This window comes from Streptomyces sp. NPDC048211, from assembly GCF_043202315.1.
Classification (GTDB): domain Bacteria; phylum Actinomycetota; class Actinomycetes; order Streptomycetales; family Streptomycetaceae; genus Streptomyces.
Window position 1 is genome coordinate 922923 of record NZ_JBIDAD010000002.1, and the last position, 20513, is coordinate 943435.

At 72.8% G+C, this 20513-nt stretch carries 19 protein-coding genes; 12 read left to right on the forward strand and 7 right to left on the reverse strand.

Going from position 1 to position 20513, the window contains the following annotated elements; all coding sequences use genetic code 11:
* The first annotated feature begins 40 nt into the window (after window positions 1-40).
* The 8 genes from ACGFZA_RS10945 (at window position 41) to ACGFZA_RS10980 (ending at window position 9272) form a co-directional block, all read left to right on the forward strand.
* Complete coding sequence (locus tag ACGFZA_RS10945) at window positions 41-967, forward strand: ketopantoate reductase family protein (RefSeq protein ID WP_385283241.1); 927 nt, start codon at window positions 41-43, stop codon at window positions 965-967.
* Window positions 968-1075: 108 nt separating this feature from the next.
* A complete protein-coding gene (locus ACGFZA_RS10950) occupies window positions 1076-1909 on the forward strand; it encodes a M55 family metallopeptidase (protein WP_385283244.1) in 834 nt (277 codons plus the stop codon).
* Window positions 1902-3245, forward strand: coding sequence for a M20/M25/M40 family metallo-hydrolase (locus ACGFZA_RS10955; RefSeq protein ID WP_393678685.1), 1344 nt, complete (start codon window positions 1902-1904; stop codon window positions 3243-3245). Before ACGFZA_RS10950 ends, ACGFZA_RS10955 begins: the two co-directional genes overlap by 8 nt.
* A 21-nt stretch (window positions 3246-3266) precedes the next feature.
* Window positions 3267-5252, forward strand: a complete 1986-nt coding sequence (locus ACGFZA_RS10960) for a prolyl oligopeptidase family serine peptidase (protein ID WP_393678686.1) — start codon at window positions 3267-3269, stop codon at window positions 5250-5252.
* Entirely contained in the window at window positions 5249-6235 is a 987-nt protein-coding gene (locus ACGFZA_RS10965; protein WP_385283253.1) for an LD-carboxypeptidase, read from the forward strand. The genes ACGFZA_RS10960 and ACGFZA_RS10965 overlap by 4 nt, the downstream gene beginning before the upstream one ends.
* A gap of 190 nt (window positions 6236-6425) precedes the next feature.
* Window positions 6426-8255, forward strand: coding sequence for a CocE/NonD family hydrolase (locus ACGFZA_RS10970; protein WP_393678687.1), 1830 nt, complete (start codon window positions 6426-6428; stop codon window positions 8253-8255).
* Window positions 8256-8416: 161 nt separating this feature from the next.
* A complete protein-coding gene (locus ACGFZA_RS10975) occupies window positions 8417-8656 on the forward strand; it encodes a DUF1049 domain-containing protein (protein WP_385283256.1) in 240 nt (79 codons plus the stop codon).
* Between the two features lie 58 nt (window positions 8657-8714).
* Window positions 8715-9272 carry a GNAT family N-acetyltransferase gene (locus ACGFZA_RS10980; RefSeq protein WP_385283259.1) on the forward strand — a complete coding sequence of 186 codons (558 nt, stop codon included), beginning with the start codon at window positions 8715-8717 and terminating at the stop codon, window positions 9270-9272.
* Window positions 9273-9361: 89 nt separating this feature from the next.
* Here ACGFZA_RS10980 and ACGFZA_RS10985 read toward each other — a convergent pair whose 3' ends face one another.
* A complete protein-coding gene (locus tag ACGFZA_RS10985; protein WP_393678897.1) occupies window positions 9362-10309 on the reverse strand; it encodes a MerR family transcriptional regulator in 948 nt (315 codons plus the stop codon).
* 100 nt (window positions 10310-10409) lie between these two features.
* Between ACGFZA_RS10985 and ACGFZA_RS10990 the strand changes: the two genes are divergently transcribed.
* A complete protein-coding gene (locus ACGFZA_RS10990) occupies window positions 10410-11936 on the forward strand; it encodes an alpha/beta fold hydrolase (RefSeq protein ID WP_385283262.1) in 1527 nt (508 codons plus the stop codon).
* Between the two features lie 153 nt (window positions 11937-12089).
* Here ACGFZA_RS10990 and ACGFZA_RS10995 read toward each other — a convergent pair whose 3' ends face one another.
* Window positions 12090-12524 carry a VOC family protein gene (locus tag ACGFZA_RS10995; RefSeq protein WP_385283264.1) on the reverse strand — a complete coding sequence of 145 codons (435 nt, stop codon included), beginning with the start codon at window positions 12522-12524 and terminating at the stop codon, window positions 12090-12092.
* Between the two features lie 147 nt (window positions 12525-12671).
* Between ACGFZA_RS10995 and ACGFZA_RS11000 the strand changes: the two genes are divergently transcribed.
* On the forward strand, window positions 12672-13361 hold the full coding sequence (locus ACGFZA_RS11000) for a 2-phosphosulfolactate phosphatase (protein ID WP_393678688.1): 690 nt from the start codon (window positions 12672-12674) through the stop codon (window positions 13359-13361).
* A 182-nt stretch (window positions 13362-13543) separates the two neighbouring features.
* Here the strand turns inward: ACGFZA_RS11000 and ACGFZA_RS11005 are convergent, their stop codons facing one another.
* Entirely contained in the window at window positions 13544-13894 is a 351-nt protein-coding gene (locus ACGFZA_RS11005) for a hypothetical protein (RefSeq protein WP_385283269.1), read from the reverse strand.
* Window positions 13895-14025: 131 nt separating this feature from the next.
* Window positions 14026-14379: a DUF6204 family protein gene (locus tag ACGFZA_RS11010; protein ID WP_385283272.1), complete on the reverse strand. Its 354-nt coding sequence runs from the start codon at window positions 14377-14379 to the stop codon at window positions 14026-14028.
* Window positions 14380-14451: 72 nt separating this feature from the next.
* On the opposite strand from ACGFZA_RS11010, the gene ACGFZA_RS11015 reads away from it, so the two are divergent.
* Entirely contained in the window at window positions 14452-15348 is an 897-nt protein-coding gene (locus tag ACGFZA_RS11015) for an arginase family protein (RefSeq protein ID WP_393678689.1), read from the forward strand.
* Between the two features lie 96 nt (window positions 15349-15444).
* Entirely contained in the window at window positions 15445-17415 is a 1971-nt protein-coding gene (locus ACGFZA_RS11020) for a DUF5107 domain-containing protein (RefSeq protein WP_393678690.1), read from the forward strand.
* Window positions 17416-17441: 26 nt separating this feature from the next.
* On the opposite strand, the gene ACGFZA_RS11025 is transcribed toward ACGFZA_RS11020, so the two are convergent.
* The 3 genes from ACGFZA_RS11025 to ACGFZA_RS11035 all read right to left on the reverse strand — a co-directional run bounded on the left by ACGFZA_RS11025 (window position 17442) and on the right by ACGFZA_RS11035 (window position 20486).
* The gene (locus tag ACGFZA_RS11025) at window positions 17442-17795 is read right to left on the reverse strand and encodes a VOC family protein (RefSeq protein ID WP_385283280.1); all 354 of its coding nucleotides are present in this window, start codon (window positions 17793-17795) and stop codon (window positions 17442-17444) included.
* A 177-nt stretch (window positions 17796-17972) separates the two neighbouring features.
* On the reverse strand, window positions 17973-18782 hold the full coding sequence (locus ACGFZA_RS11030; protein ID WP_385283282.1) for a class I SAM-dependent methyltransferase: 810 nt from the start codon (window positions 18780-18782) through the stop codon (window positions 17973-17975).
* 198 nt (window positions 18783-18980) lie between these two features.
* Window positions 18981-20486 (reverse strand): bifunctional phosphatase PAP2/diacylglycerol kinase family protein, encoded by a 1506-nt coding sequence (locus tag ACGFZA_RS11035; protein ID WP_385283284.1) that lies wholly within the window; start codon window positions 20484-20486, stop codon window positions 18981-18983.
* Window positions 20487-20513 lie beyond the last annotated feature (27 nt).

Here is a 20513-nt window from a genome sequence, read left to right on the forward strand (position 1 = left end):
CCCCGAACCCCTGGTCACGGAACCCGGAAGGTGCACGTACATGAAGATTCTGGTCGTAGGAGCAGGAGCCACCGGCGGCTACTTCGGCGCGCGGCTCGCGCAGGCGGGCAAGGACGTCACCTTCCTGGTCCGTCCGCGCCGCGCAGCCGCCCTCCGCGAGCGGGGCCTGCGCATCACCGGCCTGGGGGAGGAGGAGACGCTCACGCCCCGGCTCGTCACCGCGGACCGCCTCACCGGCTCCTACGACCTGGTGCTCCTCTCGGTGAAGTCCACCGCCCTGGACGGGGCCCTCGACGACATCGCACCGGCCGTCGGACCGGGCACCGCGATCGTGCCCCTGCTCAACGGCATGGCGCACCTGGCACGGCTCAACGACCGGTTCGGTGAGAAGGCGGTGCTCGGCGGCGTCGCCCGGGTCATCACCACGCTGAACGGCGAAGGCGACATCGTGCGCCTCGCCCCGGTCGCGTCCCTGACGATCGGCGAGCAGCAGGGCGGCACGTCCCAGCGGGTGGAGGCGATCGCCGCCGTCCTCGCCGACGCCGGCATCGACACGTACCCGTCCAAGGCCGTCCTCGCGGCGATGTGGAGCAAGTGGGTGTTCATCAGCACCCTGGCGGGGCTCACCTGCCTGATGCGCGGCACCGTCGGTGACGTCAGCGCCGTACCGGGGGGACCGGGCTTCGTCACCGCCCTGCTGGCCGAGTGCGCGGCCGTCGCGGCCGCCGCCGGACACCCCGTGCGCGAGAAGGAACTCGACGCCGTGGCCGGGATGCTCACCGCGGAGGGCTCCTCCCTCACCGCCTCGCTGTACCGCGATGTGGCGCAGGGCGCGCCGACCGAGGCCGAGCACGTCTTCGGGGACCTGACGGACCGGGCCCGGCAGCTGTCCGTCGACACGCCGCTGCTCGACCTCGTCACGCTGAACCTGCGCGTCCACGAACACCGCACGGCCCTTGCCGTCTGAATATGTCCCGCACCCGCACGGCAGGACCCGCGGCCTTCAGTGGAATGGACCTCTGGAGGTCCCGGCAGCTCTGGCCTGCGCGTTCTGTGGCGCGTACCGTGTGGCCGCATGAAGATCCTCGTCAGCGCCGACATGGAAGGCGCCACCGGCGTGACCTGGCCGGCCGATGTGCTGCCCGGCACACCCCAGTGGGAGCGGTGCCGCTCCCTGTTCACCTCCGACGTCAACGCGGCCGCCCTCGGCTTCTACGACGGGGGCGCCGACGAGGTGCTCGTCAACGAGGCCCACTGGACCATGCGCAACCTGCTGCTGGAGCAGCTCGACGACCGGGTCCAGATGCTCACCGGCAAGCACAAGTCGCTCAGCATGGTGGAGGGCATCCAGCACGGCGACGTCGACGCCGTCGCCTTCGTCGGTTACCACACCGGTGCCGGTACGGAGGGCGTCCTGGCCCACACCTATCTGGCGAACTCCATCACCGGGGTGTGGCTGAACGGGGTCAGGGCCAGCGAGGGGCTGCTCAACGCCCATGTGGCCGCCGAGTACGGTGTCCCCGTCGTCCTCGTCACCGGCGACGACCTGACCTGCGTGGACGCCCAGGGATACGCCCCCGAGGCGCGGACGGTCGCCGTCAAGGACTACGTGTCGCGCTATGCCGCGGTCTGCCGCACCCCTGCCCGTACCGCCGCCGACATCCGTGCGGCGGCCAAGGAGGCGGCCGCCCTGGCCGGGCGGTACACACCGGTCGACGGCGGCCCGTTCACCGTTGAGCTGGAGTTCGATGCCGAACACCTGGCCGCGGCGGCCACGGTCGTTCCCGGTGTGGCCCCTTCCGGGGAGAGGCGTGTCGCCTACACGAGCGCGACGATGTACGAAGGTATCCGCACGTTCAAGGCGGTGACGACCATCGTGTCGTCCGCCGTGGAGGAACAGTATGGCTGAGGCGAGCACCCCCAACGACAGCGTCGACGAGCTCGCGCTCGACGAATCGGTGACGTTCACCTCCGAACTGATCCGTATCGACACCACCAACCGGGGCGGCGGCGACTGCCGTGAACGCCCCGCCGCCGAGTACGTCGCCGAGCGGCTGGCCGCCGCCGGGCTCGAACCGGCGATGCTGGAGCGCACCGTCGGCCGTACCAACGTGGTCGCCCGGATCCCGGGCACCGACCCCACGGCGGACGCGCTCCTGGTCCACGGTCACCTGGACGTGGTGCCCGCCGAGGCCGACGACTGGACCGTGCACCCCTTCTCCGGCGATGTGCGCGACGGAGTCGTCTGGGGCCGCGGCGCCATCGACATGAAGAACATGGACGCGATGGTCCTCGCCGTCGTCCGGTTCTGGGCCAGGGCCGGCATCCGCCCCCGCCGCGACATCGTCATCGCGTACACCGCCGACGAGGAGGCCAGCGCCGACGACGGCTCCGGCTTCCTCGCCGACCAGCACGCCGCCCTCTTCGAAGGGTGTACGGAAGGCATCAGCGAGTCGGGCGCCTTCACCTTCCACGCCGGGCCCAACATGCCGCTCTACCCCATCGCGGCGGGTGAACGGGGCACCGGATGGCTCAAGCTCACCGCCCACGGCAAGGCGGGCCACGGCTCCAAGGTCAACCACGCGAACGCGGTCAGCGCGCTGGCCGCGGCCGTCGCCCGGATCGGCGACCACGAATGGCCGGTGCGCCTCACCCCGACCGTCCGCGCCGCACTCACCGAGATCGCCGCGCTGCACGGCATCCACCCCGACCTCGACGCCCCCGGCTTCGACGTGGACGAACTCCTCGGCAAGATCGGACCGGCCGCCGACCTCGTCGCCCCGACCGTCCGCAACAGCTCCAACCCGACGATGCTGGAAGCCGGTTACAAGGTCAACGTGATCCCCGGTCACGCCACCGCCTACATCGACGGCCGGATGGTCCCCGGCGGCGAGGACGAGTTCCGCGCCACCCTCGACCGGCTCACCGGACCCTCGGTCGACTGGGAGTTCCACCACCGCGAGGTGCCGCTCCAGGCGCCCGTCGACTCACCCACCTTCGCCAGACTGCGCGCCGCCGTCGAGCGGTTCGACCCGGAGGGGCACGTCGTCCCGTACAGCATGTCCGGCGGCACCGACGCCAAGCAGTTCTCGCGGCTCGGCATCACCGGCTACGGCTTCTCGCCGCTGAAGCTGCCCTTCGGCTTCGACTACCAGGCCCTCTTCCACGGCGTGGACGAACGTGTCCCCGTCGACGCCCTGCACTTCGGGGTCCGGGTACTGGACCACTATCTGCGCACCGCCTGAACCGCTGGGGGGAATGGGAACATGGTATCCACAGGGGCCTACGGAACCTGGCCGTCGCCGATCGACGCCGCACTGGCCGCCTCCCGCGACGGCCGCCCCGAGTACGTCGGAGCGGTCGGCGAAGAGCTGTGGTGGACGGAGCCCCGGCCGGCCCAGGCCGGCCGGCGCGCCCTGGTCCGGCGACTGCCGGACGGCACCACGGCGGAGCTGCCCGCACCGTGGAACGCCCGCAGTCGCGTCATCGAGTACGGCGGACGGCCCTGGGCGGGCACCGAGCGTGCCCAGGGCGGCCCGCTGATCGTCTTCGTGCACTTCGACGACCAGCGGCTGTACGCCTACGAGCCCGACGGACCCCGTGAACCGTGGCCGCTCACCCCCGTCTCCGCAGTCGGCGGCGGACTGCGCTGGGCCGATCCGCGGCTGCACCCGGACCGGGGTGCCCGAGGCGAGGTCTGGTGCGTCCTGGAGGAGTTCACCGGCGAGGGCCCGACCGACCTGCGCCGCGTCATCGCCGCCGTGCCGCTCGACGGATCGGCGGCCGGTGACCGGACCGCGGTACGCGAACTCTCCGACGACCGGCACCGGTTCGTCACCGGCCCCGAGGTCTCGCCCGACGGCCGCAGCGCGGCCTGGATCGCCTGGGACCACCCGCGGATGCCGTGGGACGGCACCGAGGTGATGCTCGCGGACATCGCCGAGGACGGCACGTTCCACGAGGCCCGGAGCTTCGCCGGCGGCCCGGAGGAATCCGTACCGCAGATCCGGTGGGCCGCGGACGGGCGGCTGGTGTTCGCCAGTGACCGCAGCGGGTGGTGGAACCTCTACCGCGCCGACCCGCACGGGGAGGCGGTCGAACTCTGCCCCCGTGACGAGGAGTTCGCCGGACCGCTGTGGAAGATCGGGCTCAACTGGTTCCGCCCGCTGGACAACGGGCTGATCGCCGCGATTCACGGCAAGGGGTCCACCACCCTCGGCATCCTCGATCCGGAGACGGGCGACCTCGTCGACATCGCCGGGCCCTGGACCGAATGGGCCGAGACCCTCGCCGTGCAGGGCAGCCGCGTCATCGGTATCGCGGCGAGTCCGCACAGCGCGTACGAGATCGTGGAGCTGGACACCTCGACCGGGCGCACCCGCATCATCGGCGCACCGCACGCGGACGCGGTCGACCCGGCGTACTACCCCGAGCCCGTCGTCCGCACCTTCACCGGACCCGGCGGCCGCGGGATCCACGCCCAGGTCTACCCGCCGCACAGCCCCGACCACACCGGCCCGGACGGCGAGCTGCCGCCCTATGTGGTGTGGGCACACGGCGGTCCGACCGGCCATGCCGCACTCGTCCTGGACCTGGAGATCGCCTACTTCACCTCGCGCGGCATCGGCGTCGCCGAGGTCAACTACGGCGGCTCCACCGGCTACGGCCGCTCCTACCGCAACCGGCTGCGTGAACAGTGGGGCGTCGTCGACGTGGAGGACTGCGCCGCAGTCGCCGGGGCCCTGGCCGCCGAGGGCACCGCCGACCCCGGCAGGCTCGCGGTCCGCGGCGGCAGCGCCGGGGGATGGACCGCCGCCGCCTCGCTGACCGGGACCGACGTCTACGCCTGCGGCACGATCATCTACCCCATCCTCGACCTCACGGGCTGGGGCACCGACGAGACCCACGACTTCGAGTCGCAGTACCTGGAATCGCTGGTCGGCCCCCTCGCCGAGGTCCCCGAGCGCTACCGCGCCAGGTCACCGATCAACGGCACCGCCGGACTCACCACCCCCTTCCTGCTGCTCCAGGGGGAGGACGACCCGATCTGCCCACCGGTGCAGTGCGAACGCTTCCTGGCCGCGGTCGAGGGGCGCGGCATCCCGCACGCCTATCTCACCTACCCGGGCGAGGGCCACGGATTCCGGCGCGCCGAGACCATGATCAGCGCACTGGAATCCGAACTTTCCCTGTACGCCCAGACCTTCGGGATCGAGCGGACCGACGTGCCGCGGCTGGAGCTGAAGAAGTGACAACGGACGCACCGAGGACCGGCGGGGCGGCGACCGGAGCGGCCCTCGCGCCACTGACCCGTCCCGCCCGGCTGCGCGCGGGTGCCAGGGTCGCCGTCGTCTCCCCGAGCGGACCGGTGCCCGCCGACCGGCTGGAGCCCGGCCTCGACCTCCTGCGCGGCTGGGGCCTCGTTCCGGTGGTGATGCCGCATGTGCTGGACGTGCACCGGGAGCTGGACTTCCTGGCGGGTGCGGACGAGGCGCGGGCCCGGGACCTCCAGGACGCCTGGTGCGATCCCTCCGTCGACGCGGTGATCTGCGCCCGGGGCGGATACGGGGCACACCGCATGGTCGACCTGGTGGACTGGGCGGCGATGCGGGCCGCCGGGCCCAAGGTGTTCGTCGGCTACAGCGACATCACCGTGCTCCACGAAGCGTTCGCCCTGCGGACGGGGCTTGCCACGCTGCACGGCCCCATGGTGGGTACGGAGACGTTCCTGAAGGACCCGAGGACCCAGGAGTCCCTGCGTGCCACCCTCTTCGAGCCCGAGACGGTGATGACGCTGGGGCTCGACGACGCGAGGGCGCTGGTGCCGGGGCGGGCCCGGGGCGTCACGTACGGCGGCTGTGTGAGCCTGCTCGCCGCCGACCTCGCCACCCCGCACGCCCGCGCGTCGGCCCGTGGCGGCCTGCTCGTCATCGAGGACACCACGGAGGACCCGTACGGCATCGACCGGATCCTCACCCAGCTGCTGCGGGCCGGGGCGCTCGACGGCGTCGCCGGGGTGGCCTGTGGTTCCTGGGCGGGCTGCGGGCCGTACGAGCGGGTGCGCGCCGTTCTCGCCGACCGGCTCGGCCCGCTGGGCGTCCCCGTCGTCGAGGAGCTCGGCTTCGGGCACGGCCCCACCGGGCTGACGATTCCGCTCGGGGTGCCGGCGGTGCTGGACGCGCCGGCCGACGGCGGTCCCGCCACGCTCACCGTCGAGGTGCCGGCCCTGGTGTGAGCGCGCGGACAGGGCGCGAGAGCGGGGTGCCGGCCCGGGGCGCAGGCCCGAACGGGGCGGTGACGCGGAGAAGCTGAACAACCTTCAGGAATCACCGTCCTGGGCGTTGACACCACCATGACCTGTGTCACAGCATGAGCGCGGCCCAGTACTTACCGGTCGGTAAGGTGTCCTCGGTGTGGAGGTCCTCGTGTCGCGTGCTGTCTCCGGTTCCCGCTCCCGGTCGAAGGCGTCGAAGGCGCTGTCCCGCAGACCGCTCGCCCTCCTCGCGGGTGCCGCGCTCGCCGCGCCCCTCGCGTTCGCCGGCACCGCACAGGCGGGAACGGAGGCCGAGGCGTCCGCGTACACCGTCACCGCACTGAAGTTCACCGTGTCCGCGGGGGGCCGGTCCTGCACCGTGGACGCCGACCTCTACCGCCCCGCCGGGGCCGACGCCCGGCACCCGGTGCCCGCGGTCCTCGCCACCAACGGCTTCGGCGGCAGCAAGTCGGACGGCTCGACCGACGGCATCGGCAAGGCGTTCGCCTCGCGCGGCTACGCCGGACTCGTCTACTCCGGCCTGGGGTTCGGCAAGTCCGGCTGCCTCATCACGCTCGACGACCCGGAGACCGACGGCAGGGCGGCGGCCGCCCTCGTCGACTTCCTCGGCGGAACCCGTGCCGCGGACGACGGCACCGAGGCCGACTTCGTCACCCAGGACGGCCCCGGAGACCCCGTGGTCGGCATGATCGGCGGCTCGTACGGCGGAGCCATCCAGATGGCCACCGCGGCGGTCGACCCCCGCGTCGACGCCCTCGTCCCGCTCATCACCTGGAACGATCTCGGCTACGCGCTGGCTCCCAACAACACCGGTGCGGCGGCGGGCGTCTCCTCCGACACCGCGGGCGTCTTCAAATGGCAGTGGACCAACGGCTTCTACCTGATGGGGGAGGGGCAGACGATTCTCAGCCCCAGCCTCGACCCGTCCCGCTTCGGCAGCCTGGACTGCCTCCACTTCGCCGCGCGGGCCTGCGACACCATCCGGCTGCTCAACTCCGGCCGCTACCCGGCGGACAGGACCGCCGCCATGCTCGCCTACGCCCGCAGTGTCTCGCCCGTCTCGTACCTGAACCGCGTCAAGGCGCCCACCCTTCTGATCCAGGGGCAGGCCGACAGTCTGTTCAACCTCAACGAGGCCACCGCCACGTACCGGACGCTCAAGGCGCAGGGCACCACCGCCAAGATGATCTGGCAGGCATGGGGCCACAGCGGCGGTCAGGCGGAGGGCGAACTCGACCTGGGCCAGGGCAATCTGGAGACCAGCTACGTCGGCGGGCGCATCCTCGCCTGGTTCGACCGCTACCTCCGCCACGAGACGACCACGGACACCGGGCCGGAGTTCGCCTACTACCGTGACTGGCAGAGCGGCTACGGCACCGCGGACGCCGTCCCGGGCCTGACCCGGAAGATGTACCTGTCCGGCGACGGCACGCTCGTCGGCAACCGCTCCGACGTCGCACGCGGCAGCCGCCGGTACACGAACTGGCTCGTGCCGACCAGCCACTCGGAGAGCTCACTCGCCGGTCTCATCGGACTGCCCGACCCGAAGCCGTACGACACCGTGGGCAACTACCTCGGCTGGACCAGTGCCCCGCTCGACTCGGCGGTCGATGTCGTCGGGGCCCCGAAGGCCACGCTGAAGGTCGTCTCGCCGACGACGGAGCGGGTGCAGAACAGCGGAGACGCCGCCGACAAGCTCGTCCTGTTCGCCAAGGTGTACGACGTGGCACCGGACGGCACCAAGACGCTGGTGAAGCGCCTCGTCTCGCCGGTCCGGGTGCCCGACGTGACCCGGTCCTTCACCGTCCAGCTGCCCGGCATCGTCCACCGGTACGAGGCGGGTCACCGGCTGGAATTCGCGATCGCGGCCAGCGACAGCGCGTACTTCGGCAACCGCGGCATCAAGCCCGTCACGGTCGTCAGCGCGCCCGGGGACACCGGCATCCTGGAGCTTCCGGTGGTCGGTGCCGCGGCGAGGTGACGCGACAGGGCCGGTCCGGCCCTGATCCGCCGCACGCTCCCGGCCCAGGCGTACGGCCGTCACCCGAACGGCCGTACAGCACCGCCCCCCGGCACCCGAACGGAGTCATCCTGGTGCTCCGGGGGACGGTGGCGCACCAGAACCAGGGAAGGGGCCGCCTCATGAGCCCGAAGGACGTGTCGAGCGGCAGCAAGGGCAGCGCGGGTGCGTTCACACCGGCCCGCATCCTTGTCATCATCATCGCGGTCCTGTCGATCGTGTTCATCGCGGAGAACACCGAAGACGTCGAGGTCCGCCTCATCGTTCCGCTGGTGACCATGCCGCTGTACGTGTGGCTGATCGTGATGTTCCTGGCCGGCATGGCCTGCGGAGCGTACGTCTTCCGCCGGCGGACCAAGTAGCGGTCCTCGTCGCCGCCCGGCCCCGATGGGCCGGGCGGCGACGATCTACGCTGGGCCGATGTCCGACAGCACCTACCTGGCCCAGGGGCCGCGCACAGCGATCCGCCCTTTCACGTACGCCGATGCGGACGAGTTCACCGCCCGGGCCCGGGAGAGCCGGGAGCTGCACCGCCCCTGGCTGTTCCCGCCCGCCGACCCCGACGCGTACGCCGCCTACGCGGGCACACTCATCGAGGACCCGTCGAAGGCGGGATTCCTCGTGTGCGAACGGCACGGGGCGGCCGGAGGCCGGGCAGACGGGGCGATCGCCGGGTTCATCAACATCAACAACATCGTCATCGGCGGTTTCCGCTGCGGCGCGCTCGGCTACGGAGCCTTCGCCCACGCGAGCGGACACGGCCTGATGAGCGAGGGGCTCGACCTCGTCATCGGACACGCCTTCGGTCCGCTCGGCCTGCACCGCCTCGAAGCGAACATCCAGCCGGGCAACGCGGGCTCGGTCGCACTGGTGCGCAGGGCAGGATTCCGGCTGGAGGGATTCTCACCGGACTTCCTGTTCATCGACGGGGCCTGGCGCGACCACGAACGATGGGCGATCACGGCGGAGATGCGCTGAAGCCGCCCGGGGGAGGGGGCGTGCGGCCCTGGGTGTGACGGGGCCGATCGCCATGGCCCGGCGAGCGGTCGGCGGGGACCGAACGGTGCTCAGCCCGCCGCCGCGGCGGTCTGCGCGGCCAGCGCCGCGAACAGCCAGTCGTGCGCGGTCCCGGGGGTCGGCTGCTGCGGGCCGCCGGGTGCGGTGATCACGTCGGCCACCAGCTCCCAGTACCGGTCGATGCGCGGGTCGGCGGCCAGCTGTCCCGCGAGCAGGCTGCGGAAGGCAGGCGTGTCCCGGCTGCCGTAGGCGCTCGCGTACGCGTCCACGAAACAGTCCAACTCCGCTCCCTCGAACGGTTCGTGGCCCTGGAGCATGTGGGCGCCGGCCAGTTCGTACGCCTGGGCGAGACCCGCGTACAGTACGGCCGGCCCGCGGGCCCCCGCGGCCTTGTGTGCCTCGGGCTGGGGCTGCTCGGCGCCCGGGCAGGGGCGGGTCACGAGCGCGTTCAGCCGGGCGAAGGCGAGTACCTGGACCGGATCCGGGTCATCGGGCGGCTGAGGCACCGCCACCTCCAGGAACGCGGCCGTCGCCCGGGTCGGCATCCGCGGCGGCAGCCAGGCCCGCCAGAACCGGGCCAGCGGGGCCGTGTTCGGCGGGGCGGTCACCGCACCGATCAGGCGCAGCCGGTCGGCCCGCTCCCCGGGCGGGCACTCCAGCACCAGGCGCATCCCCGCCTCCCGCCAGCGCAGGGCCGTGAGTTGCGAGCCCAGTTCGCGCAACTGCCCCGCGACGACGTCCTCCAGCACGCTGTCCGCCCCGTCCTCCTCCTCGTCGAGGACGCGGCGCACCTCGCGCACCGGCAGGCCGAGCGCGCGCAGGGAGCGGAGCATCCGGAGCCGGCCGAGTGCGTCGGGGCCGTACCGGCGATGGCCACCGGCGCTGCGGGACGCCTCCGGCAGCAGGCCGTTGTCGGAGTAGAAGCGGACGGCCTTCACCGTGACGCCCGCGCGCTCGGCGAGCTCGCCGATGCTGCACAGGCCGTCGTCGTGCGGCATGAACACTTGAACCTCCCTCAGGGGGAGCTTCTACGGTACCGGCGAGGGGGCCGGGCGAGCGTGGACGGCCCGCCGACAACAGATCGCGGAGGAGAGGACCATGACCGAATTCATCCTGGTGCCGGGCATGTTCACCGGCGCACACGTATGGGACGACACCGCTGCGGCCTTGGCCGAGTCGGGTGCCGGGGTGCACACGGCTGAGCTCACCGGCCTCGGCGGGTCCCGCGAAGCCGCGACGGGCGACACCGACCTGGAGACGCACATCGAGGACGTGCTCGCGCTGATCGACTCGGTGAGCGCCGGCGCCGGCCGGGACCGGCAGATCGTGCTGGTCGGGCACGACTACGGCGTCCACCCGGTGCTCGGTGCCGCCGACCGCCGCGCGGAGCGCATCGGCCGGATCGTCTGCCTCGACGCGGGCCCCGGCCAGGACGGAGTGCCCGCGCTGGCCGCCGTCGCGGACCCGTCCGCGCGCGAGAGAGTGGCCGGGCACTCCGGTACGGCGGGGGCGGGCCGGGGCCTGGAGGCCCCGGCCCGGGACGAGTGGCAGCGCTGGGGCAGCACCGCGGGCATCCCCGGAGCGGCACTGGACCGGCTCACCGCCCTGGCCTCCCCGCAGCCGCTGCGCACGCTGCTCCAGCCGCTGCGGCTGACCGGCGAGGTGGCCTCGGTGCCCGTCACCGGAGTGCTCTGCAACGCGAACGGGTCGAGCATCGAGATGGTCCAGCGGCGGGTGGATCTCGGCGATCCCGTCTTCCTGGCCCTGGCCGACCCCCAGGTGTCCTTCTTCGAACTCCCCACCGGACACTGGCCGATGCTGTCCCTCCCGGACGAGCTGGCCGAGGTCCTGCTGCGGGCCGCCGCAGGCGAGGGGCACCGCATGGTCCCGCCCGGTGCGGGGGAGCCGCCCGCGCACCTGCGGCCGTTCCTGCTGGACGTGCCGGAGCTGCCGCACGAGCGGACCGGCAACGTCGATCTGTATCTGCCCGAGGCGGCGGGGCCCCGGCCGGCGGTGGTGTTCGTGCACGGCGGACCGGTGCCCGCCGGGGCCCGGCCGACCCCGCGGGACTGGCCGGCCCTCAGGGGATACGCCCGCTACGCGGCCGCTGAGGGGGCGGTCGGTGTGACCCTCGATCACCGCCTGCACGACATGGCCGACTACCCGCGCGCCGCCGCGGACGTGGCGGCCGCGGTGGAGCTGGTCCGGGCCGACCCGCGGGTGGACGCGGACCGGATCGCGCTGTGGTTCCTCTCGGGAGGCGGCCTCATCGCGGCGGACTGGCTGAGGAGGCCGCCGGCCTGGCTGCGCTGCCTGGCCGCCTCCTATCCGATCCTGGTTCCGGTCCCCGGCTGGGGGCCCGTCGACGGCCGGTTCCACCCGGTGGAAGCGCTGCCGGGTGCGGGCGCCCTGCCCTTCGTCCTCATCCGGGCAGGCCGTGAGTCGCCCGAAATCGCCGCCACCGTCGAGGAGTTCCTGGCCGCGTCCGAGAGGTGCGGGGCGAACGTCGAGGTGGTCGACGTACCGAACGGCCGCCACGCCTTCGAGACACTCGACCCGACGGAGGAGTCACGCCAGGCCGTGCGCCGTGCGATGCGCTCGGTACTGGGACACGTGTCGGCCTGAGCGCCGTACGGGGGCGTACGGAACCACTCGTGAACCCGGTGATCCGCTTGCCGCGCGCGATCCTCGTGCGGGACGACGCGCGTCTCGCCCCCTCCCGCCGAAACTGCTGCCCGTACCGGTCGAACCGGCACGGGCAGCAGGCGGTCCGGCCGTTCAGTCGAGACAGAACTCGTTGCCCTCGATGTCCTGCATGTTGAGGCAGGACTCGTTCTCGTCGTCGGCGAGCAGCAGTTGCCCGCGTACCGCGCCGAGCGGGAGCAGCCGGGCGCACTCGGCCTCGAGTGCGGCGAGGCGCTCCTCACCCACGAGCCCGGTGCCGACGCGCACGTCGAGGTGCACCCGGTTCTTGACGACCTTGCCCTCGGGGACACGCTGGAAGTACATGCGCGGGCCCACCCCCGTGGGATCGGCGCAGGCGAACCCTGAAAGCGGCTGCTCGGAGGAGAGAGAGGTCTTGTAGGCCTCCCACGTGTCGAACCCCTCCGGCGGCGGGGACACGACATACCCCAGCACCTCGCACCAGAAACGGGCAACGCGCTCAGGGTCCTCGCAGTCGAAGGTGACTTGAAACTGCTTGATCGACGTCATCGGCTCACCATAGCGGCGACGCTTTCGCCGTCTCCACAGCCCTCACAACCCGCCCTCCGGAGCCGGGGGCCCCGCACGCCGCGACTCGGTGCGTGATGTGCCTCACGCGCCAGGCGCACCGGCCCGGGCATACGTGATCATGACCGCATGGAGACTCGATTCCTCGGCATCGCCGACCTGCCCGAAGTCCCGTCCGTGGCGGTCGTGGTGGACGTCATGAGGGCGTTCACCGTGGCTGCCTGGGCCTTTGCCCGAGGCGCGGAGCGAATCGTTCTCGCCGCATCGCTCGACGAGGCCAGGGCACTCAAGGAGCGCCACCCGGACTGGGTGGCCCTCAAGGACGGTCCGCCCGCCCCGGGTTTCGACGCGGTCAACTCACCGGGCCTGCTGCGGACCATGGACCTCGGCGGCCGGACCGTCGTGCAGAAGACCACGGCAGGGACCGTCGGCGCCCTCGCGGTCAAGGACGCGCACCTGGTGCTGTGCGCGAGTTTCGTGGTCGCGGAGGCGACGGCCCGGCTCCTGAGGCAACGCGCAGGCGACAGTGCCACGTTCGTCGTCACGGGCGAGGACGGGCGGGCCGATGAGGACCTGGCATGCGCTCAGTACATCGCCGGGAGAGCCGACGGGACCGTGACCGATGCTGCCGGCTTCCTCCGTCGCGCCGCCACCTCGCGCGCCGCGGCCGAGCTGGCGGAGGGGGTGCGTCAAGGGGTCCATCCCGATGACGTGGCACTGTGCGTCGAGCTCGACCGGTTCCCCTTCGCCATGGTGGCGGCCGTGGAAGGCCCGCTCATGGTCCTGCGTCCGCACACGGAGTCCTCGGCGCCCGCATAGGCGCCGCCCGAGAAGTCTCCGGTGGCACGGGCGGTTTGCGTGAGAGCGAACCACCCATGGCGAGGCCGTCGCGTCCCGGGACCCCCACCCGCCCGCACCGTCGCCGAACAGGCCGGCCGTGCGAGGTCAGACCGGGCCGGCTCCCGGTGCGCCGTCCCGCGCCGCTGCCGGCCGGCCCGCCCTCATCCGGGCTGCCGTTCCGCCAGGCGCTTCTGTGCCTCTTCCCGGGCGGCCTGCCATTGCCTGTTGACGGCCTCGGGCCGCTGGTGCCCGCACTCGATGAGACGGCCCGATCCGTCGACGACTTCCGCGTAGCAGTCACCGCTCTCGATCCAGACCGCGATGTTCTCGATCCCTGCCGACCGGTCGTCCTCATCCACCCAGAACGACACCGAGAAGGCCGGCTCGTCGCCGTTGTAGTCGGATCGGATGCGGAACGTCTCGTCCGGCCTCAGCCACCGGTCCTCACCGAGCGGTTCGAGCCACAGGGTGAGCCAGCCGGTGGAATCGTTGCGTACATCCATGACAGCCATGCCCCGCACCCTAAGGGCAGCCGGGCAGCCGCCGATGCCGGTGCAGGCGTGCAGGCGTACGGCCGCGCGGCGGCCGGGAGCGCGGTCCTGGACCCCGCCCGGAGAAGGCGCCGGCGGCCGCCGACGTCGCGTCACGCTGCCCCTGAGCCCCGCCGCCCCTTGAAGTTGATCTTCATGGTGTCCATGTCCGTCGCAGTGGAGCGCAGCTCACCGTGCCCGTAACCGGCCTTCCGCAGTGCCGTCTCCGCGCGGTCCTCGGCGATCGCGGACGCCATCTCCTCGCCGTCCGCCGCGTCCGACACCACCACGTACCGGAAGCTGAAGTGCTTGAGGACGCGGTCGTAGGTCAGCGACCCCTCCTCGCTGAACTGCATCGCGGCCAGGCCGTGTTCCTCCACCTCGGCGAGGAGCCGCTCGCGGGCCCCGTCGCTGAGCCCTTCCCACGTGCCGCGCACGATCACTCGGTACGTGTGCTGCGTGCCCATCGTGTCCCGCCGTCCCTGTCGCATTCCGTAAACCGATTGAGGAGCAAGCCTACGGCGCGGAGGATGGGGCGCATGCGAAATATCTTCGTGCTGGACGCCCCCTCCAACCTGGGACTTCGTCCGCCGGCCCCCGGCACCGTACCCGGCTGCTACAAGCTCGCCGGCGCCCTGCGGGAGCAGCGGATCGTGCAGCGGATCGGCGCGTTCGAGGGCGGGGTCGTCGTGCCGCCCCGCTACGACCGCGGCGCGTGGGAGGAAGGGGACGGCGTCTTCCATGCCCCGGAGATCGCCCGGTACACCCGCACCCTCGCCGACCGCGTCGAGCGGCATGTGCGCGCGGGCGACTTTCCCCTCGTCCTGGGCGGTGACTGCTCCATCCAGCTCGGCGCCTCACTCGCCCTGCGCCGGATCGGCCGGTACGGACTGGTGTCGGTCGACGGGTCCGCCGACTTCCGCCATGCGGGCAACAGCGGCCGGATCGGCGCCGCGGGCGGCGAGGAGCTGGCCATCGCCACCGGCCGGGGGCAGGACGACCTGGCCGGCCTGGAGGGGCTGCGGCCGTATCTCAGGGACGAGGACGTACGGATCCTCGGCATCCGCGACGACGACGAGGACCGCGCCGAACTCGCCGAGCTGAAGATCCCGGTGGCGACCGTCGGTGAGATCCGTGAGCAGGGCGCGGCCGATCTGGCGGGCGGCGTCGTGCGGAGCCTGGAGAGCCCGGCCCTCGACGGCTTCTGGGTCCACCTGGACGCCGACGTGCTCGACCCCTCCGTCATGCCCGCCGTCGACAGCCCCGACGACGGCGGACTGCTCCCCGGCGAACTGGGCCCGCTGCTGCGGACGCTGGTCCGCTCGCCCCGCTGCGTGGGACTCAACGTCACGATCTACGACCCCGATCTCGACCCCGACGGCACCGCGGGCGCGCTGCTCACCGACCTGGTCGTCGCGGCTTTTGCCGAAGTCTGACGGCTGATCCCCTGGTCCGGGCGGCGTCCAGCGTGTTCCATGGTCATCGGGGGGCGCCCGGACCTGCGGCGGCCCGCGCGAGGGAGCGAGGTTGCCTTGGCCACCACCGTACGACGCACCGTACTGACCCTGCCCGCGGCGGCGACGGGACCGGAGAACCCGCTGCCCGCGCTGCGGCCGCTCGACGAGATGCATGTCGTCGACGACCGGGACCGGGCGGGACTGCCCCGCGACATGGCCCGCCAGCTCGGCTACGCGCCCCTGGCCACTGTGCTTCCCGTACGGATCCTCGACGGCTACGGACGCGAGCGCACGCCCATGGACCTCGACGCGATCGTCATCGAGAACGACCGGCTGCGGGCCACCGTGCTCCCCGGGCTGGGCGGCCGTATCCACTCCCTCTTCCACAAGCCGAGCGGCCGCGACCTCGTCTACACCAACCCCGTGCTGCAGCCCGCCGACTTCGCGCTCAACGGCGCCTGGTTCTCCGGCGGCATCGAATGGAACATCGGCGCCACGGGCCACACCACACTGTCCTGCGCCCCGGTGCACGCCGCCCGTGTCCCGGCACCCGACGGCGGCGAGATGGTCCGGCTCTGGGAGTGGGAGCGGCTGCGCGACCTGCCGTTCCAGGTGGATCTGTGGCTGCCGGAGGACTCCGACTTCCTCCATGTCGGCGTACGGATACGCAACCCGCACGAACACCCCGCACCCGTCTACTGGTGGTCCAACATCGCCGTCCCCGAGGGCGAACGGACCCGGGTACTGGCCCCCGCCGACGAGGCCTGGCACTTCGGCTACGAACGGACGCTGACCCGGGTCCCGATGCCCGAGACCGGGGGCGTCGACCGTACGTACCCGCTGCGCAGCGACTTTCCCGCGGACTACTTCTACGAGGTGCCCGACGGCACCCGCCGCTGGATCGCGTCTCTCGACGAGCACGGCCACGGCCTCGTCCAGACCTCCACCGACCTGCTGCGCGGCCGCAAGCTCTTCCTCTGGGGCAGCGGGCCCGGCGGCCGCCGCTGGCAGGAGTGGCTCACCGAGCCCGGCACGACCGGCTACGCCGAGATCCAGGCGGGGCTCGCCCGCACCCAGCTGGAGCATGTGCCGCTGGAGCCCGGCGGCGAGTTCAGCTGGCTGGAGTCGTACGGGCCGCTGGCCGCCGACCCCGCCACGGTGCACGGCGGCGACTGGGCAGCTGCCCGTGCCGAGACGGAGCGCCGGCTCGCCGAGGCGCTGCCGCGCGCCGACGTGGACGCCGCGTACGAGGCGTGGCGCGGCTGCGCCGACACGGAGCCGGGCGAGATCCTGGCCACCGGCTCGGGATGGGGCGCCCTGGAGGTGCGGCGCGGCGGGTACAAGCTGCCCGGCACCCCGTTCGCGGCGTCGACGCTCGGCGAACAGCAGGAGCCCTGGATCGAACTGCTGGAGCAGGGTGCCTTTCCCGAACCCCGCCGCGTCGCCCCGCCCGGGCCCAGTCTCGTCTCCCCGCACTGGCGCGACATGCTGGAGACGGCCTCCGCCGAGCCGCTCACCGAGTACCACCTCGGCGTCGCCCAGTGGCATGCCGACGACCGGGCCCAGGCGGTCCGCAGCTGGGAGCGCGGACTGGCACTCGCCCCGTCCCGCTGGCCGCTGCTCCGCTGCCTGGCCGTCGCCGCCCAGGAGAGCGGCCAGCGGGACCGGGCGGCATCCCACTACGCCGAGGCGTTCGACGACCTGTGCGCGCAGCGCCCCGACGACGGCGAGGCCTGGACCGCGGCCACGGCGGCCCTCGGCCGGGAGGCGATCGAGGCGCTGCTGACGGCGGGCCGCACCGCCGAGGCGCGCGCTGTCTGGGACGGCCTGCTGCCGGGCATCCGCCCCCGGGGCCGTTTCCGCCTGCTGGAGGCGCGCCTCCTGCTCGCGGAGGGCGACCGGGCGGCCGCCCGCGCCCTGTTCGACGCGGGCTTCGAGGTCGCCGATCTGCGCGAGGGCGCGGAGATCCTGGACGAGGTGTGGGCCGAACTCACCGACGAACCGCTGCCGGACGTGTACAACTACCGGATGCGGCCCCGGGGGTGACGGCCGGAGGCGCGGGGGCGGGTCGCTCAGACGGCCCGGTTGCGGTCGACGTACTCGAAGACCGAGCCGTCCGGGTGCACCGCGATCAGATTGCGGCCGACCGGGGTGGGTACCGGGCCCGCGATGACGCGGGCGCCGACCCGGGTCAGGGAGGCGTGGGCCTCGTCGACGTCCTTCACGGCGATCGTCGCCGTCACCTTGCGCAGGATCTCCAGCTCGGACTCGGGGCCGCTCATCAGCAGAAAGCAGCTGATGGCGGCGACGGACACCCCGCCGCGCTCGAAGCGTTGCGCCGGACTCGCCGTCAGGTCCTCGTAGAAGGCCACCGCGGCCTCCAGGTCGTCGACGCAGATACGCAGCGTGGTTCCCAGGATTTCCATGCCGAACAGGGTAGTTGGCCGGTCAGCGGCGTGTGATCGATTCGGCGGAGGGGACAGGGCGGGCGGCCCGGGGCCCGCGACCCGCAGGCCGGGGTGACGGGGACCGAACGGCCGGGGACCGCCGGACGGGCCCGGCGGCCCGGCCGGCCCCGTCCGGTTGGGGCCGGCCCCCGGGGATCAGGCCCGGCAGAGGATCTCGCCGTGCGGGACCATGAACCAGCCGTCGCCCTGTTCGCCCCAGGTGCGCCAGGCCTCGGCGATCGCGGTGAGCTCGCCGGGCGTCGCGTGGCCGCCGTCGACCGCCAGCTTCGCGTAGACCGAGCCGACGGTTCGGTCCGCCCACAGGCCGCTCCACCAGTCCCGGCTCTCCGGCGTGGCGAAACACCAGGAGGCGGCCGTCGGCGTGATGTCGCCGAAGCCCGCCTCGCGCGCCCAGGAGAGGAGCCGGCGGCCCGCGTCCGGCTCGCCCCCGTTGGCCCGCGCCACCCGGCCGTACAACTGCTGCCAGGCGTCCATCACCGGTGACTCGGGGAACCAGCTCATGGCCGCGTAGTCGCTGTCGCGGGCCGCGACGATGCCGCCGGGGCGGCACACCCGCCGCATCTCGCGCAGCGCCTGCACCGGGTCGCCGACGTGCTGGAGCACCTGGTGGGCGTGGACCACGTCGAACGAGTCGTCGGGGAAGTCCAGGGCGTGGACATCGGCCACGGCGAACTCGACGTTTTCCAGGCCTCGTTCGGACGCCGCGTCGGCTGCCTGGCCGAGGATCTCCCGGGTGGTGTCGACGGCCGTCACACGACCCGGAGCGACGAGGGCGGCCAGGTCCGCGGTGATGGTGCCGGGCCCGCAGCCGACGTCCAGCACGCTCATGCCGGGGCGGAGTTCACCGATGAGGTAGGCCGCGGAATTGGCGGCGGTGCGCCAGCGGTGCGAGCGCAGCACCGACTCGTGGTGGCCGTGGGTGTAGACGGCGGTCTCCTTCGGCATGACCGTGCATCCTCTCTCGAACGCGAACCGCGAAACGCGAGCCGCAAAGCTCTGATCGGTACGGCCACCGTATGCCCTGATGCCGAATAATGAGATGGATATCTTGCTATGTGGACAGGCGTCGTGGGGCGCGACCGCACGCGAAAGGCGGCCGACTCGGTGTCGGCCGCCTCTTCGCTCATCCTGGTCCCGCCGGTTTCACGCCGGTCTCGGGCAGTAGACCGTCAGCGCCTCCGGCAGTTTGTCGATCATCAGGTCGCCCTGACTGTGCGCCACTTCACCGTCGTAGGCATAGGGGGTGCCGGGCTTCAGGCCGGAGACGCGGATGCGCCTGCGTCGGACGGCGGCGTGGATGGGGGAGCGGGTCAGCGGGCCGGCGACGGCGGCCGCCAGGAGCCTCAGGGCGGGCGTCCGGCCCCCGTGCACGACGCGTACGTCCAGCAGTCCGTCGGCGAGGTTGTGCCGGCGGCCGGGTGCCGGACCGACCCGCTGGAACAGTCCGTTGCCGACGAACAGCAGCCACAGGGGCCGTCGGCGGCCCTGCAGTTCGGCTTCCAGCGGACGTTCCCCGCGCAGCGCCTCGAAGGCCGCGAGGACACCGGCGGGCCAGCCGCCGATCCGCGGGGCCCAGCGCTCACGGGTCCGCACCAGCTCCGGGTAGACGCCCAGGCTGAAGGCATTGACGAAGTAGCCGTGGGCGCCCCCGGGGCCGTCCGGTCCGGGCCGGAAGCGGCCCAGGTCGGCCCGGACCGCACTTCCCGAGGCGAGCGCGGCGCAGGCGTCGGCCACGGTCTCGATGCCCAGGTCGTACGCGAAGTGGTTCAGCGTCCCGCCGGGGAACACGGCCAGCGGCAGACCGTGCACGGCGGCCACCGCCGCCGCCTGGTTGACCGTGCCGTCGCCCCCGCACACCCCCAGCGCCCGGCCGCGGCCCGCCGCCTTCTCCAGCTCGGCCGAGAGCTCGGCCGGGGGGCACTCCACCACTTCGGCGTTCGGCAGGGCGTCCCGGACCAGCGACGCCGTGGCCGTCGCCGTCCCCGACTCCTGGTTGACGACGACGACCAGGTCCTGGCCGTCCGGCAGGGCGGGCGCGTCGGCGGGCGGCCTGCCCGGCGCGGGCAGCTGCCCCCGGGTCGGCACGATGCCCCGCAGTGCGAATGCCGCCCCTATGCCGAGCGCGGCACCGGCCACCACATCGCTCGGGTAGTGGACTCCGGTGTAGATGCGGGAGGCGGCCACCGACAGGGCGACGGGCGCGACGACCGCCCCCCAGCCCTTCGATTCGAGCGCCACCCCGGTGGCGAACGCGGCAGCCGAAGCGGCGTGCCCCGAAGGGAAGGACGTGGTGACCGGCTGACGCTTGAGCTGCCGTATCACCGGCACGGCGTCCAGTATCGGCCGCTCGCGGCGGACCGCGCCCTTGCCGACCGTGTTGATCGCCGCCGAGGCCACCGCCAGCGAGGCGATCCCGCGCAGCGCGGCCCGGCGGGCCCGGGCGCTGCCGCCGAACGCCGCGATGCCCGCTGCCGCGCCGACCCACAGCAGCCCGTGATTAGCGCTGCGGCTGAGCCGCGGCAGCACGGGCCCGGCCGCGGGCCAGTGCCGCCGGGCCAGGTTCTGGAACACGGCCAGATCGCTGCGGTGCAGGACGCTCCGCAGCCCGTCGGGTCGCGGCAGATGTGAAGAGAAGTTCGGTGAAGACATGGAACAGCGAATACCCTGCCCGTCCCC

Excerpts from the sequence above, each read along its gene's own strand:
- ACGFZA_RS10980 (WP_385283259.1), top strand. The coding sequence starts at position 8,715 with ATGTCCGACAGCACCTACCTGGCCCAGGGGCCGCGCACAGCGATCCGC.
- ACGFZA_RS10945 (WP_385283241.1), top strand. The coding sequence starts at position 41 with ATGAAGATTCTGGTCGTAGGAGCAGGAGCCACCGGCGGCTACTTCGGC.
- ACGFZA_RS11035 (WP_385283284.1), bottom strand. The coding sequence starts at position 20,486 with ATGTCTTCACCGAACTTCTCTTCACATCTGCCGCGACCCGACGGGCTG.
- ACGFZA_RS10960 (WP_393678686.1), top strand. The coding sequence starts at position 3,267 with ATGGTATCCACAGGGGCCTACGGAACCTGGCCGTCGCCGATCGACGCC.
- ACGFZA_RS10985 (WP_393678897.1), bottom strand. The coding sequence starts at position 10,309 with ATGCCGCACGACGACGGCCTGTGCAGCATCGGCGAGCTCGCCGAGCGC.
- ACGFZA_RS10950 (WP_385283244.1), top strand. The coding sequence starts at position 1,076 with ATGAAGATCCTCGTCAGCGCCGACATGGAAGGCGCCACCGGCGTGACC.
- ACGFZA_RS11005 (WP_385283269.1), bottom strand. The coding sequence starts at position 13,894 with ATGGCTGTCATGGATGTACGCAACGATTCCACCGGCTGGCTCACCCTG.
- ACGFZA_RS11025 (WP_385283280.1), bottom strand. The coding sequence starts at position 17,795 with ATGGAAATCCTGGGAACCACGCTGCGTATCTGCGTCGACGACCTGGAG.
- ACGFZA_RS11000 (WP_393678688.1), top strand. The coding sequence starts at position 12,672 with ATGGAGACTCGATTCCTCGGCATCGCCGACCTGCCCGAAGTCCCGTCC.
- ACGFZA_RS10975 (WP_385283256.1), top strand. The coding sequence starts at position 8,417 with ATGAGCCCGAAGGACGTGTCGAGCGGCAGCAAGGGCAGCGCGGGTGCG.
- ACGFZA_RS10995 (WP_385283264.1), bottom strand. The coding sequence starts at position 12,524 with ATGACGTCGATCAAGCAGTTTCAAGTCACCTTCGACTGCGAGGACCCT.
- ACGFZA_RS11010 (WP_385283272.1), bottom strand. The coding sequence starts at position 14,379 with ATGGGCACGCAGCACACGTACCGAGTGATCGTGCGCGGCACGTGGGAA.
- ACGFZA_RS10955 (WP_393678685.1), top strand. The coding sequence starts at position 1,902 with ATGGCTGAGGCGAGCACCCCCAACGACAGCGTCGACGAGCTCGCGCTC.
- ACGFZA_RS11030 (WP_385283282.1), bottom strand. The coding sequence starts at position 18,782 with ATGCCGAAGGAGACCGCCGTCTACACCCACGGCCACCACGAGTCGGTG.
- ACGFZA_RS11015 (WP_393678689.1), top strand. The coding sequence starts at position 14,452 with ATGCGAAATATCTTCGTGCTGGACGCCCCCTCCAACCTGGGACTTCGT.
- ACGFZA_RS10990 (WP_385283262.1), top strand. The coding sequence starts at position 10,410 with ATGACCGAATTCATCCTGGTGCCGGGCATGTTCACCGGCGCACACGTA.